General features: G+C 67.7%; 12 protein-coding genes and 1 pseudogene. 3 read left to right on the top strand and 10 right to left on the bottom strand.

Annotation, left to right across the window (positions count from 1 at the left end; genetic code table 11):
• Position 1: 1 nt before the first annotated feature.
• From CEG14_RS00065 to CEG14_RS00035, 7 genes are all read right to left on the bottom strand, one after another.
• Positions 2-1,072, bottom strand: coding sequence for an ABC transporter substrate-binding protein (locus CEG14_RS00065; RefSeq protein WP_094824320.1), 1,071 nt, complete (start codon positions 1,070-1,072; stop codon positions 2-4).
• Between the two features lie 253 nt (positions 1,073-1,325).
• The gene (locus CEG14_RS00060) at positions 1,326-2,525 is read right to left on the bottom strand and encodes a M20 aminoacylase family protein (RefSeq protein ID WP_094824319.1); all 1,200 of its coding nucleotides are present in this window, start codon (positions 2,523-2,525) and stop codon (positions 1,326-1,328) included.
• Positions 2,526-2,618: 93 nt separating this feature from the next.
• Positions 2,619-3,632 (bottom strand): ABC transporter ATP-binding protein, encoded by a 1,014-nt coding sequence (locus CEG14_RS00055; protein WP_094824318.1) that lies wholly within the window; start codon positions 3,630-3,632, stop codon positions 2,619-2,621.
• Positions 3,629-4,627 (bottom strand): ABC transporter ATP-binding protein, encoded by a 999-nt coding sequence (locus tag CEG14_RS00050; RefSeq protein WP_094824317.1) that lies wholly within the window; start codon positions 4,625-4,627, stop codon positions 3,629-3,631. The genes CEG14_RS00055 and CEG14_RS00050 overlap by 4 nt, the downstream gene beginning before the upstream one ends.
• Positions 4,628-4,637: 10 nt before the next feature.
• The gene (locus CEG14_RS00045; protein WP_373454155.1) at positions 4,638-5,561 is read right to left on the bottom strand and encodes an ABC transporter permease; all 924 of its coding nucleotides are present in this window, start codon (positions 5,559-5,561) and stop codon (positions 4,638-4,640) included.
• Positions 5,558-6,532: an ABC transporter permease gene (locus CEG14_RS00040; protein WP_094824316.1), complete on the bottom strand. Its 975-nt coding sequence runs from the start codon at positions 6,530-6,532 to the stop codon at positions 5,558-5,560. The genes CEG14_RS00045 and CEG14_RS00040 overlap by 4 nt, the downstream gene beginning before the upstream one ends.
• A gap of 12 nt (positions 6,533-6,544) precedes the next feature.
• Complete coding sequence (locus CEG14_RS00035; RefSeq protein WP_094824315.1) at positions 6,545-8,131, bottom strand: ABC transporter substrate-binding protein; 1,587 nt, start codon at positions 8,129-8,131, stop codon at positions 6,545-6,547.
• Positions 8,132-8,268: 137 nt separating this feature from the next.
• Between CEG14_RS00035 and mnmE the strand changes: the two genes are divergently transcribed.
• Positions 8,269-9,621, top strand: a complete 1,353-nt coding sequence (gene mnmE / locus CEG14_RS00030; protein ID WP_094824314.1) for a tRNA uridine-5-carboxymethylaminomethyl(34) synthesis GTPase MnmE — start codon at positions 8,269-8,271, stop codon at positions 9,619-9,621.
• 8 nt (positions 9,622-9,629) lie between these two features.
• Here mnmE and CEG14_RS00025 read toward each other — a convergent pair whose 3' ends face one another.
• Positions 9,630-10,403, bottom strand: a complete 774-nt coding sequence (locus CEG14_RS00025) for an alpha/beta fold hydrolase (protein WP_094824313.1) — start codon at positions 10,401-10,403, stop codon at positions 9,630-9,632.
• Between the two features lie 512 nt (positions 10,404-10,915).
• Between CEG14_RS00025 and CEG14_RS00020 the strand changes: the two genes are divergently transcribed.
• Entirely contained in the window at positions 10,916-13,144 is a 2,229-nt protein-coding gene (locus CEG14_RS00020) for an NADP-dependent isocitrate dehydrogenase (protein ID WP_094824312.1), read from the top strand.
• A gap of 119 nt (positions 13,145-13,263) precedes the next feature.
• Here the strand turns inward: CEG14_RS00020 and CEG14_RS00015 are convergent, their stop codons facing one another.
• A complete protein-coding gene (locus tag CEG14_RS00015; protein ID WP_094824311.1) occupies positions 13,264-14,667 on the bottom strand; it encodes a ClcB-like voltage-gated chloride channel protein in 1,404 nt (467 codons plus the stop codon).
• A 46-nt stretch (positions 14,668-14,713) separates the two neighbouring features.
• Positions 14,714-15,655: a LysR substrate-binding domain-containing protein gene (locus tag CEG14_RS00010; protein WP_094824310.1), complete on the bottom strand. Its 942-nt coding sequence runs from the start codon at positions 15,653-15,655 to the stop codon at positions 14,714-14,716.
• 173 nt (positions 15,656-15,828) lie between these two features.
• On the opposite strand from CEG14_RS00010, the pseudogene CEG14_RS00005 reads away from it, so the two are divergent.
• Positions 15,829-16,132, top strand: a pseudogene (locus CEG14_RS00005) (NADP-dependent malic enzyme); the annotation flags it as partial.

Below are 16,132 nucleotides of genomic sequence, written 5' to 3'. Positions count from 1 at the left end.
CTCAGCTGCCCTGCGCGGTCAGCGCGTCGTCGAAGAAGTAATCGCGCCAGGTGGCGGGCTTGTTCTTGATCGCGCCCACCCCGTGCATGAACTCGGCCAGCGTGTAGGTGTTCTGCGGCTGTAGCTTGAACTCCACCTGCGGGTTCTTGATGATGTCCAGCAGCAGCTTGCGGTCGGTGTTGGCGCCGGTGGTCTTGAGATAGATGTCGGCGGCGGCCTCGGGGTTGGCGCGCACGAATTCGGCCGCCTCCTTCAGCGCGGCCTGGAATGCCGCGTAGGTCTTGGGATTGTCCTTGCGGAATTTCTCCGTGGCGAACAGCACCGTCGACGAACTCGGGCCGCCCAGCACGTCGTACGAGTTGAGCACGATGCGCGCGTTCGGGTTGCCGGCGAGCTCCTGCTCCTGGAACGGCGGGTTGCCGAAGTGGCCGGTGATCTCGGTGCCGCCCGAGATGATGGCGGCCGCCGCGTCCGGGTGCGGCACCGCCACCGAGATCGCGTCGAGCTTGTTGTATTGGTCCTTGCCCCAGACCTTGGACGAGGCCAGTTGCAGCACGCGCGACTGCACCGACACGCCGACCGCGGGTACCGCGATGCGGTCGCGATCGCTGAAGTCGGCGATGCTCTTGACCTTGGGATTGTTGGTGACGAGGTAGTAGGGGAAATTGCCCAGCGAGGCCACGCCCTTCACGTTCTGCTTGCCGTGCGTGCGATCCCAGATGGTCAGGAGCGGGCCCACGCCGGCGCCGGCGATGTCGACCGCGCCCGACAGCAGCGCGTCGTTCACCGCGGCGCCGCCCGAGAGCTTCTTCCATTCAACCTTGATGTTCTGGCCCGCGGCCTTGCCGTGCTTCTCGATCAGCTGCTGTTCGCGCGTCACGTTCAGCAGCAGGTAGACGATGCCGTACTGCTCGACGATGCGGATCTGGCCTTCGGCACGCGCGGGCGTGGGCGCGGCCAGCGCCAACGTGCCGATCAGCACGGCCAGGCCGGCGCAGGTGGCATAGCGCGTCAGGCGGTCGCGCAGGGATTCGCGCGTCTGGACCGGGTGCGGGGCATTGCGGTGGGGCATGTATCGCTCCGTCGTCGCCCGCGTGTGGACACGGGGCCGAATGGATTTCAGGAGCGAGTCATTATGAAAACGCGCCGGCATGCCGCAAACGAATTAATCGGCGTTTGCACAAAGCCTGGCGTCATATGCGACAGGGCGGCCGAAGCCGCCCTGTAAGTGAACACTAGCGCCACGAGCCGCGTGCTGCGGGGCTCCGACCACGGCGCCTGCCGCCGGTCCAGCCCCACGCACGCACGCCGTGCGGGGCGCGCGCTTATGCCTTGGGCATATATGCTTCGACCAGCTTCACCCAGTAGGTGGCCGCCACCGGCAGCAGCGCGTCGTTGAAGTCGTAGTTGGGATTGTGCAGCTGGCACGGACCCATGCCGTGATAGCTCTGCTCGCGGTGGTCGCCGTCGCCGTTGCCCAGGAACAGATAGCAGCCCGGCACCTTCTCGAGATAGAAGGAGAAGTCTTCGGCGCCCATGAACTGCGGGATCTTGGTGTTGACGTGTTCCTCGCCGAACACCGAGCGCGCCACCTCGGCGGCGAACGCGGTCTGCTCCGGCCAGTTGACCAGGGGCGGATAGGCGCGCACGAACTGCAGCTCGCCGGTGCCGCCATAGACCTGCGGCAGCGTGGTCGCGATGCGGCGCATGTCGGCTTCGATCTTGTCGAGCGCGGCGGTGGTGTAGGTGCGCACCGTGCCGCGCAGCACGGCCTCGCCCGGGATCACGTTGTAGGCGTCGCCGGCATGGATCTGCGTGATCGACAGCACGGCGGCGTCGAGCGGATCGCGGCTGCGCGAGATCACGGTCTGCAGCGCGTGCACCATGTCGGCCGCCACGATGATCGGATCGACCGCGCCGTGCGGCTGCGCCGCATGGCCGCCCACGCCCTTGATCACGATGTCCCAGCGATTGCTGGACGCCATCATGGGGCCCGCGCGAAAGCCGAACTGGTTGACCGGCATGCCGGGCATGTTGTGCAGGCCGAAGATCGCGTCGCAAGGGAAGCGCTCGAACAGTCCGTCTTCCATCATCGCGCGCGCGCCGGCGTTGCCGCCTTCTTCCGCGGGCTGGAAGATGAAGTTGATGGTGCCGTCGAAGTTGCGGTGCTTCGCCAGGTATTCGGCCGCGCCCAGCAGGATCGTGGTGTGGCCGTCATGGCCACAGCCGTGCATGCGCCCGGCGATCGTGGAGGCGTGCGCGAAGCGGTTGTGCTCGGGCATCGGCAGCGCGTCCATGTCGGCGCGCAGGCCGATGGTCTTGCCGCCGCTGCCGGCGCGCAGCACGCCAACCACGCCGGTCTTGCCGAGGCCCGTGTGCACCTCGAGGCCGAAGTCACGCAGCCGTTGCGCCACCAGGGCGGAGGTGCGGGTCTCTTCGAACGCGAGTTCGGGATGGGCGTGGATGTCGCGTCGCAGCGCCGTGAGGTCGGCGTGGGCGCGTTCGATTTCGTCGATGGTTTTCATGGTGGTCCGGCGTCGATCGTGAGAGCGAATTCAATAGCATAACGCCGCGCCGTGCCGGGCGGTAATCCGCCCCGGCCGCGCGCAGCGGGGGTCTCAGGCGGTGTCGTTGAGATGGCAGGCGCTGACGTGTCCCGGCGCCACCTCGCGCAGCAGCGGCCGCTCCTGGCTGCAACGCGGCATGGCATGCGGGCAACGCGGGTGGAACGCGCAACCGCTGGGCGGCGCCAGCGGCGAAGGCAGCTCGCCCTTGATCGGCCGGTAGGTGCGCCGCTCCGGCGTGAGCGTGGGCAGCTCCTTGAGCAGGGCCTGCGTGTAGGGATGATTCGGCCGCCCGAAAATCGCCTCGGTCGAGGCCAGCTCCACCACGCGGCCCAGGTACATGATGGCCACGCGATCGGAGATGTGGCTCACCACCGCGAGGTTGTGGCTGATGAACAGATAGGTGAGATCGAGCTCGCGCCGCAACTGGCCGAACAGGTTGATCACCTGCGCCTGGATCGACACGTCCAGCGCCGCCACGGCCTCGTCGCAGACGATGGCGCGCGGCTTGAGCGCGAGCGCGCGTGCAATGCCGATGCGCTGGCGCTGGCCGCCCGAGAACTGATGCGGATAGCGCTGCGCATAGGCCGGGTCGAGGCCGACCTGGCCCATCAGCTGCGCCACATACGCCTGCCGCTCGGCGCGCCGCACCAGGCCATGCGCCACGGGCGCCTCGCCGATGATGTCGGCCACGCGCATGCGTGGATTGAGCGAAGCATACGGATCCTGGAAGATCATCTGCACGCCCAGCTCGTAGGCGCGGCGCTGCGCGCCCGGCAGCCGCGCCACATCCTGGCCTTCATAGTGGATCGCGCCCGCCGTGGGATTCAGGATGCCGGCCACCATGCGGCCCAGCGTCGACTTGCCGCAGCCCGACTCGCCCACGATGCCGATCACCTCGCCGGCCGCCACGTCCAAGTCGACGCCCGCGACCGCGTGCACCACCTGGTCCTTCAGGCCGGCGCCGAACAGGTTGGCGATGCGCCCGGCCAGGTCGACCGGCTGCGCGAAGCGCATTTCCACGTCGCGCAGCGACAGCAGCGGCGGTTTCGGCGGGAGGGCGCTCATTGCGCTTCTCCCGCATGCCAGCAGCGCACCCAGTGCGCCGGCCGCAGCTCGACCGGCTCGGGCGCGACCGTACAGGCCTCGCTGGCGCGCGGACAGCGCGTGCGAAAGGCACACCCTTGCGGCAGGTTCAGCAGCGACGGCGTCATGCCGGGGATCTGCGCCAGCGCGTGCCCGCGCGTCTCGGGCGACGGGATCGACGCGATCAGCCCGTGCGTATAGGGATGCAGCGCGTGGCCGATCACGTCGCGCGTGCTGCCGGTCTCGACCACGCGGCCGGCATACATCACCGCCACGCGATCGGCCAGGCCGGCCACGACCGCCAGATCGTGCGTGATCCAGATCAGGGCCGTGCCGGTCTCCTGGCACAGCTTCTGCATTTCATACAGGATCTGCCCCTGGATGGTCACGTCGAGCGCGGTGGTGGGCTCGTCGGCGATGATGATGCGCGGCTTGTTGAGCAGCGCGATCGCAATCGCCACGCGCTGGCGCATACCGCCCGACAGCTGATGCGGATAGGCCCGCAGGCGTTCGCGCGGGGCGGGAATGCCGACCATCGTCAACACTTCCAGCGCACGCGCCAGGGCAGCCTCGCGCGACACGTTCTGGTGCGCGCGCACCGTTTCCACCATCTGGGTATCGACGCGCAGCACCGGGTTGAGCGTCATCATCGGATCCTGGAAGATCATGGCGATCTCGTTGCCGCGCAGCGCGCGCCAGCGCGCCGGGCTGGCGCTGCGCAGGTCTTCGCCGCCCAGGAATATCGAGCCCTCCACGATGCGGCCGGGCTCGTCGAGCAGGCCGATCAGCGAAAAGCCGGTGATGCTTTTCCCCGACCCCGACTCGCCCACCAGGCCCAGTATCTCGCCGCGATCCAGATGCAGGTCGACACCGTCGACGGCCTTGACCACGCCGGCGCGCGTGTAGAAATGCGTCTTGAGCGTGCGGACGTCCAGCAGGGGCGTCGGGCGGGCCGCGGCGGGCGTGACGGCTTGCATCCGGGCCTCCTCAGGCATTGTTGCGCGGGTTGAGCACGTCGCGCAGGTGGTCGCCCACCAGGTTGATGGCGATGATGAGCAGCGCCAGCGCGATGCCGGGGAAAAACGAAATCCAGTAGGTGCCCGACAGCAGGTACTCGAAGCCGTTGGCGATCAGCATGCCGAGCGAGGGCTCGGTGACCGGCACCCCCACGCCGAGAAACGACAGCGTGGCTTCGAGCGCGATGGCGTGGGCCAGGTCGATGGTGGCGATCACGATCAGCGGCGCCATGCAGTTGGGCAGCACGTGACGAAACAGCACCCGGCCCCACGATAGCGACATGCAGCGGGCCGCCTCCACGTATTCCTTGCCGCGTTCCACCAGCGCCGCACCGCGCGCGGCGCGGGCGAAGTAGGCCCACTGCACCACCACCAACGCGATGATGACCTTGTCGACGCCCTTGCCCAGGATGGCGAGCAATACGAGTGCCACGAGGATCGCGGGAAACGACAGCTGGATGTCGACGATGCGCATCAGCAGCGCATCGATGCGGCCGCCGAAATACGCGGCGATCAGGCCCACGCTGGCGCCGATCGCGAACGCCGCCAGCACCGACACCGCCCCCACCATCAGGCTGGTGCGCATGCCATACAGAATGGCCGACAACACGTCGCGCGCCTGCCCGTCGGTGCCGAGCCAGTAGGTCATGCTGCCGTCGACGCTCTGCTCGCCCGGCGGCAGCTTGGCGTCCATGATGTCGAGCCCGCCGAGATCGTAGGGATTCTGCGGCGCGATCCAGGGCGCCAGCAGCGCGGCGCCGACCGTCACCAGCAACAGCAGCAGGCCGAACAGCGCCAGCTTGCTGGCGCAGAAATCGGCGGCGAACTGGCGCCACGGCGAACGCGCGGGCGCAGCGCGCACCGGCGCGGCGTCGAGCGGGGCGGGCATGGTCATCGGCGCGCCTCCAGTCGAACGCGAGGATCGAGCACCGTGTACACGATGTCGACCACCAGATTGAGCATCACGAGGAAGAACACGATCAACAGCAGATAGGCCACCACGACCGGCCGGTCCAGGTTGATGATGGAGTCGATCAGCAGCTTGCCCATGCCGGGCCACGAGAACACGGTCTCGGTGACCACGGCGAAGGCCACCACCTGGCCGAACTCCAGCCCCGCCACGGTCACGATCGGGATCAGGATGTTCTTGAGCAGGTGCACGCCCAGCACGCGCCGCTCGCGCAGGCCCTTGGCACGCGCAAACTTGATGTAGTCCTGCGGCAGCGCCTCGCGCGTGGCGGCGCGCGTCACGCGGATGATCATGGCGCACTTGGCCAGCGCGATGGTGCTGGCGGGCAGGATCAGCGCGGCCCAGCCGCTGAGCGTGAAGATGCTGAGCGACAGTCCGCCGATGCTGGCCGTGGCGCCGCGGCCGCTGGCCGGCAGCCACTGCAGGGTCACGGCGAAGATCATGATGAGCATCAGCCCGACCCAGAAATTGGGCAGGGAAAAGCCCAGCACCGAGCCGGTCATGATGGCGCGCGAGGCGGGCGCCCGCGGCTTGAGGCCGGCGCGGATGCCGAGCGGCACGCCGATCAGCACGGACAGCAGCATGGCCACGGTGGCGAGCTCCAGCGTGGCCGGCATGCGCTCGAGGATCAAACGCATGGCCGGCTCGCCGGTCAGGAAGCTGTTGCCGAAGTCGCCCTGCACAGCCTGGCCCATGAAGATGAGGTACTGCCGCCAGAGAGGCAGGTCCAGGCCGAGCGAGGCGCGGATGGCCGCGCGCTGCGCGTCGGTGGCTTCCGGGCTCGCCAGCATCGAGACCGGATCGCCCACCATGTAGATGCCGGCAAACACGAGCGCCGACATCACCAGCATCACCACGACCGATTGCAACAACCTGCGAATGATGGTCTGCAGCACAAGCAGCTACCGTTACTTCGCAAGCGTCGCGTTCTGCACCAGCGTGGTCTGGTCCGGACGGCCCTGATAGCGGATGTCGTTCTTCATGGCCCACACCGACAGCTCGAAGTGCACCGGCAGCATGGCGTAGTCGTCCATCGCGATGTTGCTGGCCTGCTGCAGCAGGGCCGCCCGCTTGGTGTCGTCCATGGTCGCCGACGCTTCCTTCACCAGCTCATCCATCTTGGGATTGGAATAGCGGCTGCGGTTGGTCGTGCCCTGGCCGGCATCGGGGTTGCGCGTCATGAGCAGCGAGGTCAGCGCGTTGGCCATCTCGCCGCTGGTCACCGACCAGCCCGCCAGATAGGCCGAGAACTGATAGCTGTCGCGGTTCTTGAAGAACACCGGCGGCGCCATGGCGTCGACGCTGGTCTTCACGCCGATGCGCGTCCACATCGCGGCGATCGCCTGCGCCACCTTGGCATCGTTCACATAGCGGCCCGAGGGCGAGCCCAGCGTGATCGAGAAGCCGTCGGGATAGCCGGCGTCTTTCAGCAGCGACTTGGCCTTCTCCACATCCGGCTTGGGCGCCTGCGAATGCTCCTTGGACGCGCCGAACATGGGGTAGGGCAGCAGGTTGCCCGCGGGCTTGGCCACGCCGCCCATCACGCGCTCGACGATGGCGTCGCGATTGATGGCAAGCGACAGGGCCTCGCGCACGCGCTTGTCCTTCATGGGATTCTTGTCGGTGCCCTGCACGCCGGGGCTGGGCTCGGCATGCTGGTCGAGCGCCACGTACACCACACGCACCGAGGGCGTTTCCTCGACGTGCAGCTTCTTGTTTTCCTTCAGCTTGGGCAGGTCGTCGGTGGGAGGATCCTCGATCATGTCCACGTCGCCGGCCAGCAGCGCGGCCACGCGCGCCGCGGCATTGGTCATGGGACGATAGGTGACCTTCTCCCAGGCGGGCTGCTTGCCCCAGTAGTGTTCGTTGCGCGCGAACACGAGTTCGGCGCCGCGCTTCCAGGACACGAACTTGTAGGGCCCGGTGCCGACCAGGCCGTCGCCGCTGTTGAGCTCGGTGGTGGTCTTGCCTTCGGCCGCGGGGCCCGACGCGGCCTTCTTCGACAGGATCGGCAGCTGCGCGAGATTGATCAGCAGGTTGGGCGCGACCTCTTTGGTGGTGATGCGCAGGGTGTGGGCATCGACCGCCTCGGTCTTGGCCACCGAGCCGAGATAGAGCGTGAAGGGGGAGGGGCTGTTCGGCACCTTGGGCACGCGGTCGTAGGTGAACACCACGTCTTCGGCCGAGAAGGGCGAGCCATCGGAGAACTTGACGTTGGGCCGCAGCTTGAAGGTCCAGACCTTGCCGTCGACCGTCCACGATTCGGCCAGGCCGGGCACCGGTTGCAGCTTGGCATCCACGCCCACCAGCGACTCGAACAGCGTCTGCGAAATCTGCGTATTCGGCGTGAGCGCGTGATACTGCGGATCCATCGAGCTGGGCTCGGTCTTGAGCGCCACCACCAGGTCGCGCGCCGAAGCCTGCGACAAGGCGCCGAACGCCATCAGTACTGCGGCCGACGCACAGGTCAGCCCACGCGCAAAACGAAATGCCATTTCGCTCTCCCCGGAAGAGTGTTTGGTCTGTCGTACTGCTGGGGTCTTCATGCTGCGAGTCGAACATAACCAGCAAACAATGGGGCGCGCAACAGTTATATTCCCTACTTGTTGATCACCTGTCCGTCTGCATCGTCATGAGTCTTGCCGCCCCCATCGTTGCCATCGCCACCGCCCCCGGACGCGGCGGCATCGGGGTCGTGCGCGTGTCCGGCCCCGCGCTCGGCGACCTGGTGCGCGCGCTCTTCGGCCGCGCGCTCACGCCGCGCCACGCGCACTACCTGCCCTTCAAGAGCGCCGATGGCGAGCTGATCGACGAAGGCATCGCACTCCATTTCCCGGCGCCGCATTCCTACACCGGCGAAGACGTGCTCGAGCTGCAGGGACACGGCGGCCCCGCGGTGCTGCGCCGTATCCTGGCGCGCTGCCTGGAGGCCGGCCAGCCGCTTGGCATCCGCCCGGCAGAGCCCGGCGAGTTCACGCAGCGCGCCTTCCTGAACGACCGCATGGACCTGGCGCAGGCCGAGGCCGTGGCCGACCTGATCGACGCCTCGTCGGAGGCCGCCGCGCGCGGCGCCATGGCGTCGCTGTCGGGCGAGTTCTCGCACAAGGTCACGGGGCTGTCGGATCGCATCATCCATCTGCGCATGCTGGTCGAGGCCACGCTCGATTTCCCGGAAGAGGAAATCGACTTCCTCGAGAAATACCAGGCGCGCCCGCAGCTCGAGGCCATCGCCTCCGAGCTCGACGCGCTGATCCGTCAGGCACGCCAGGGCATGATCCTGCGCGAGGGCCTGCACGTCGTGCTGGCGGGCCAGCCCAACGTCGGCAAGTCGAGCCTGCTCAACGCGCTGGCCGGCGACGAGATCGCCATCGTCACGCCGATCGCCGGCACCACGCGCGACAAAGTGGTGCAGGAGATCCATATCGATGGCGTGCCGCTGCACATCGTCGATACCGCCGGCCTGCGCGACACCGAAGACACCGTCGAGAGCATCGGCATCGCCCGCACCTGGAAAGAAATCGAACGGGCCGATGTGATCCTGCACCTGCAGGATGCCACCGCGCCCAACGACATGCTCGACGCGCAGATCACCGCGCGCCTGCCGGCACGCACGCCGGTGCTGGAAGTTTTCAACAAGACAGATCTGTTGGTTGCAGGCGCAACCATTCCGGCGGACGCCATCGGCATCTCGGCCAAGACCGGCCTGGGCCTGGACGCGTTGCGCGAACGCCTGCTGGCGCTGGCCGGCTGGAACCCCGGCGCCGAATCGCCCTGGCTGGCGCGCGAGCGCCACCTGCACGCGCTGCAAGACGCCGCCACGCACCTGGAGCTCGCCAGCGCGCATGCCAAGCAGGACGACCGCGTGCTCGACCTCCTCGCCGAAGAGCTGCGCCTGGCACACGACAGCCTCACCGCCATCACCGGCAAATTCACCAGCGACGACCTGCTGGGCGAAATCTTCTCGAGCTTCTGCATCGGCAAATAGGCACCCGCCTACTTGCCGCGCAGGAACGCCTCCACCACGTCCAGCACCACCTGCGGCTTCTCGCGGTGCGGCACATGGCCGCAGCCGTCCAGGATCGCGGCCGGCACGGCCTGCGGCGCCAGCTTCTCGAAGCGGCGCGGGTGATCCAGGGAGCCATACTCGTCGTCATCGCCGTGGATCGCCAGCACCGGGCACTGCACCCGCGGCAACACCTTGGTCAGGCTCCAGTCCAGGAAGGCGGGGTCGTGCCAGGTGTCGACCCAGGCGCGCAACACCCACTCGGCCTTGTCGCCGTGGTAGCGCGCCAGGCGCTCGAGCTGGCCCGGCTCGGCAAAGGAAATGTCGGCGGCGGCGATGCCGTTGAGGGTGCGGTCTTCGACGAAGGCCTGGGCCGACTCGGTCACCATGGCCACGCACTGCTGTGGATAAGTGGCCGCGACATTGCTGGCCATGCCGCCGCCCACGCTGTGGCCGAACACCACGAAGCGCGCCAGTCCGAGCTGCTCGCGCAGCGCCGCGAAGCCGTCGGTGGCCTCGGTCTCGATGAAGTCCAGCGCCAGCCGCGCCGGGTTGGGGTCGGATCTGCCGAAGCCCAGCCGGTCGTAGGCGACCACGTCGCGCCCGGTGGCGCGCGCCAGGCTTTCGGGGAAGTCGCGCCAGAGGTCCACCGCCCCCAGCGAATCATGAAACAGCACGATGGGCGCGGCCTGCGCCCCGTCGCCGCGCCAGCGCTTGGCGTACAAGCGGCCCGACGCCGTGTTTATCCACAGCTCTTCAACCATGCAGCACCTGCCTGAGAGGTCACGCCGGCCCGCTGGCCGGCACCGCCTGCGAGGCTAGCACGACGGCCCGGCGGCGGCCAAAGCCGTGTCCGCGTCCCCCGAAGCCGGCGGTCCACGGCGCGGGACAACCCTGTGAACTTCCTTGTGGAAAACCCCGGGAAAAGCTGGGGAAAAGCTGCCAAAGCCCCTCTGGATCACCCTGTGGACGGCGCCAACCTGACGCCGGCGGGGCGGGGGATTACAATCGGAAGTCTGTGCCGGCCGAACCTCCCCTGGCTAGACCATAAAAAGGAGGGCGTCCGAGCATGGTGGGAAGACGCTCCAATCCCCCCGCAAGGGGACGTACGCCCATTCGTTCGCGGCCCCGCCCGAACGACCCGGCGCCCGCTTTCTTGCGCATGGCCGCTGGCCACGGCGCGTCGACTCAAAACCCACTCACGGAAACACTACGGCGCTGGCCTGCATAGCTCGTGCGGCTCGGTGTTGTGCGCCCGAACAAGGTTCAAAGATCCATGTCTCAAACTCCGAAGATTATCTACACCCTTACCGATGAAGCCCCGGCGCTGGCAACCCGTTCGCTGCTGCCCATCGTCCAGGCCTTCGCGAAGCCGGCCGGTATCACGGTAGAGACCCGCGACATCTCGCTGGCGGGCCGCATCATCGCCGTGTTCCCCGATTACCTGAGCGACGACCAGAAGATCGGCGACGCCCTGGCCGAGCTCGGCGCCCTGGCAGTCAAGCCGGAAGCCAACATCATCAAGCTGCCCAACATCAGCGCCTCGATGCCGCAGCTCAAGGCCGCGATCAAGGAACTGCAGGAGCAGGGCTACAAGCTGCCCGAGTACCCCGACGATCCCAAGACCGACGCCGAACGCGACGTCAAGGCGCGCTACGACAAGGTCAAGGGCAGCGCCGTGAACCCGGTCCTGCGCGAAGGCAACTCCGACCGCCGCGCGCCCCTGTCGGTGAAGAACTACGCCCGCAAGCACCCCCACAAGATGGGCGCCTGGGCCGCCGACTCGAAGTCGCACGTCTCCAGCATGGCTGACGGCGATTTCTACGGCAGCGAGAAGTCGGCCCTGATCGCCCAGGCCGGCGACGTCAAGATCGAACTGACCACCCCCGACGGCACCAAGAAGGTCCTGAAGGAAAAGACCCCGGTCAAGGCCGGCGAGATCATCGACGCCTCGGTGCTGTCGCAAGAGAAGCTGCGCGGCTTCCTGCAGACCCAGATCGAAGACGCCAAGAAGCAGGGCGTGCTGTTCTCGGTGCACCTGAAGGCCACGATGATGAAGGTCTCCGACCCGGTCATCTTCGGCCAGGTCGTGTCGGTGTTCTACGCCCCCGTGCTGGCCAAGCACGCCGACGCCCTCAAGCAGGTCGGCTTCGATCCCAACAACGGCATCGGCGACCTCTACGCCAAGATCAAGGGCCTGTCGGCCGACCAGCAGGCCGCCATCACCGCCGACATCGACGCCCTCTACCAAGAGCGTCCGGCCCTGGCCATGGTGAACTCCGACAAGGGCATCACCAACCTGCACGTGCCCAGCGACGTGATCGTCGACGCCTCGATGCCCGCCATGATCCGCGACTCGGGCAAGATGTGGAACGCCGCCGGCAAGCTCGAAGACACCAAGGCCGTGATCCCCGATCGCTGCTACGCCGGCGTCTACCAGGCCGTCATCGAAGACTGCAAGAAAAACGGCGCCTTCGATCCGGTCACGATGGGCAGCGTGCCCAACGTCGGCCTGATGGCCCAGGCTGCCGAAGAATACGGTTCGCACAACAAGACCTTCGTCATCCCGGCCGCCGGCACCGTCCGCGTGACCGACGCCTCGGGCGCCGTGCTGCTCGAGCAGGCCGTGCAACAGGGCGACCTGTGGCGCATGTGCCAGACCAAGGACGCCGCGATCCAGGATTGGGTCAAGCTGGCCGTCACCCGCGCCCGCGCCACCAACACCCCGGCGGTGTTCTGGCTCGACGAAAAGCGCGCCCACGACGCCCAGGTGATCGCCAAGGTCAAGGAATACCTCAAGGCCCACGACACCAGCGGCCTGGACCTGCGCATCCTGTCGCCGGTCGAAGCCACCCGCTTCTCGCTCGAGCGCATCCGCGCCGGCAAGGACACGATTTCGGTCACCGGCAACGTGCTGCGCGACTACCTGACCGACCTGTTCCCCATCATGGAACTCGGCACCAGCGCCAAGATGCTGTCGATCGTGCCGCTGATGGCGGGCGGCGCACTGCTCGAAACCGGTGCCGGCGGTTCGGCCCCGAAGCACGTGCAGCAGTTCGTCGAAGAGGGTTTCCTGCGCTGGGACTCGCTGGGTGAATTCATGGCCCTGGCCGAGTCGCTCGACTTCTTCGGCAAGTCCAACAACAACGCCCGCGCGCAAGTGCTGGCCAAGGCGCTGGACGCGGCCACCGGCAAGTTCCTCGACGAAAACAAGTCGCCGGAACGCAAGGTCGGCGGCCTCGACAACCGCGGCAGCCACTACTACCTGGCCATGTACTGGGCCCAGGCCGTGGCCGAGCAGACCGAAGACGCCGAACTGGCAGGCCACTTCAAGGCGGCCGCCGCGGCGTTCGCCGAGAACGAAGCCAAGATCCTGGAAGAGCTCAAGGCCGCCCAGGGCAAGCCCGTGGACATCGGCGGCTACTACCAGCCGAACGAAGCCAAGGCTGCCCAGGCCATGCGCCCGAGCGCCACGCTGAACAAGATCGTCGACGCGATCGCGTAAGGCAGCGCAACCCGCATGAAGATGGCGCCCCCTCGGGGGCGCCATTTTTTTGTGCTTGGCCGCGCGGGCGATTTGCCAATCTGGTTGCACGCGCAACTTATCGCACCCGCGCAGTGGCTTCAGCGCAGCGTTTTCCCCGCCGTGACACTGCGGGTTGCACGCGGTGCGCGCCGGTCGCCCAGCATCTCGCGCATGCGCGCATTGCTCGCCAGCGAGCGCGCATACACCGAGGCCGGCCGCAGTTGCTGCGCGATCACGAAGCCGGTGATGCAGGCCAGCATCAACGGCAGCATGACCTCGTAGCTGAGCGTCATTTCGAAGATCATCAGGATCGACATCAGCGGCGCATACGTGGTGGCCGCGAGCATCGCGCCCATGCCGACCACCGCATAACTCGTCACCGTCGCGACGTCGCCCGCGGGCAACAGCGCCTGCAACAGCGACCCATACAGATAGCCCAGCGCCGCGCCGACGAAGAGCGTGGGCGTGAACACGCCGCCCACCGCCCCCGAGCCCGCGCTGGCCGCGGTGGCGAGAATCTTCATCACCAGGATCGCCGCCACCAGTTGCCACGCCACGGGCTGGTGCAGCAGGCCGTTGACCACGCTGTAGCCATTGCCCCACACCTCGGGCATGAACACCGACAGGGCGCCGACGACCAGGCCGCCGAGCGCCAGGCGGCCCCACAGCGGCACGGGCAGGCGGGCGAAGAGGGCACGCGACAGGTCCAGGATGCGAAGGAACTGCGGCGCGAGCAGGCCCGCCAGCACACCCAGCACCAGGTAGTAGATCACCTCCCATCCCGACACGAAGTCGAACGCGGGCATGTGGAACACCGCGTCGTAGTGCAGGATCTGGCGCGTCACGATGTTGGCCACCACCGAAGACACCACGAGCGGCACCAGCGTGGCGGAGGCAATCGCGCCGTAGACGATCTCGGAGATGAAGAGCGCACCCGCAATGGGGGCGTTGTAGGCCGCCGTGATGCCGGCGGTGGCACCGCACGCCACCAGCAGCCGCAGATGGCGTGGCGGCAGCACCAGCAGGCGGCCGCAGAGCGACGCCAGCATGGCCGCGAGCTGCACCATCGGCCCCTCGCGCCCGATCGACGCGCCGGTGCTGATCGAGAACACCGACGACAGGCTGCGCGCCAGCGTCTGGCGCAGGCCGATCACGCCGCGGCCGATGGCGATCGCCTCCATGTAGTCGCCCGCGCCGCGCGCCGGCAGGCGCCGCGCCCACTGCAGGATCAGGCCGGCCACGATGCCGCCGGCGGCCGGCAGCAGCAGCCGCTCCCAGGCGTCCAGCCCCCGCGCCAGCGACACCAGCCCGTGCGCCTCGGCATCGCCCGACAGCCAGCGTTGCAGCAGCGCCAGCACCTCGCGAAACGCCACCGTGGCCAACGCGCCGAGCACGCCCATCACGGCGGCCAGCACCAGCGTCACCGGCAGGTGGTCGGCAAGCAGGCGGGTGCGCAGCGCCACCGCCCAGGGAAAGTGTCGAAGACGAAAGAAACGCGCCATGCCGGGATTCTAGTCCCGGGCCGGCGCGATCACGGTCAGGCACGCGTCAGCGCAGCGGCCCGTGGACCTGCGCGCACAGGCGCGCCAGCGCATCGCCGAACAGGCGATCCACCGGCCGGGGCTCGCCGTCGGCGCGGGTGAAGAGGGCAATGGGCGCCAGGGTCCATTCGAAGCTGAAGGGCACGATGGTGACCCCCGCGATGCGCACCAGCTCGTCCGCGATGTCGGCGGGCACGATGGACACCGCGCGCTCGCTCGCCGCCACGATTTCGCCGGTCAGCTTGGCCGAATTGGTTTCCACCAGCGGCTGGGGCGGGGTCAGCCCGGCGCGAAGAAACAACTCCGCGATCTGTTCGCGCATCGGCGTGGCCGGCGTGCCCAGCACCCAGTCGAGATCGCTCAGGTCGTGCCATTGCACGGCGCTGCGCGTGAGCCGCGCAGCCAGGCGCCGGCTGGCCACCAGGCGGGGGCGCTGCCGGTACAAGGGCACGAACTGCAGGTCCTGCATGCCGGTGGTGGCCTGGGCCCGGCCGATCACCGCGTCGAGCGTGTGGTCACGCAGTTGCGCCAGCAACTGTCCGCTGGTGCCTTCCGCCAGGGTGACGCTGATGCGGCGATCCAGCGGCAGCGTGGCGGAGATCGCCCCCGAGATGAGCTGACCCGAGACGAACGGAATCACCCCGATGTGCAGGTGCGCGGCCATGCCGGAGGCGGTGGCGGCCATGTCGCGCACCAGGTGATCCAGGTCCTGCAGCATGGCGGTGGCGCGCGCCAGTGCCACCTCGCCCAGCGGGGTGGGCGTCATGCCGCGCACCGAACGCACGAACAGCGGCGCACCGAACAACCCTTCGAGCTCGGCCAGTGCACTGGTCACGGCCGGCTGGCTGGTGGCCATGTGCTCGGCCACCCGGGTGAGCGAACCGTGCTTGCGGATCATCAGCAGCAGGTTCAGGTGCCGCAGCTTCAGCCGGGCGGTGAGCCGGCGCATCACCTCGTCCGGATCGAACCGGGTCTCAGCCACTTGGAAACGTCCCTATAAAGAAAGCGTGTGCCTTCATATCAATCAACTTATGGATAGATAAAGAAGCAAAATAGTTTCCTTATAACAGCTCCTTAAACTGTCGCAAACGCATCGCTTTCGGCTCATCAAGGAGGACCGACATGGCAAACCAACAAAACGATCGTCAAGCCGCACTCGACTATCACGAGTTCCCCACCCCGGGGAAGATCGCCATCACGGCCTCCAAGCCGCTCGTCACCCAGCGTGACCTGGGCCTGGCCTACACCCCCGGCGTGGCCGCCGCCTGCGAAGAAATCGTCGACAACCCGCTCAATGCCTTCCGCTACACCGCGCGCGGCAACCTGGTGGGCGTGATCTCCAACGGCACCGCGGTGCTGGGCCTGGGCAACATCGGCGCGCTGGCCTCCAAGCCGGTGATGGAAGGCAAGGCGGTGCTGTTCAAGA

The organism is Bordetella genomosp. 1 (genome assembly GCF_002261335.1).
Lineage (GTDB): Bacteria > Pseudomonadota > Gammaproteobacteria > Burkholderiales > Burkholderiaceae_B > Bordetella.
Note: the sequence above shows the minus strand (reverse complement) of the source record. Positions and strands in the feature narration are given on the sequence as shown.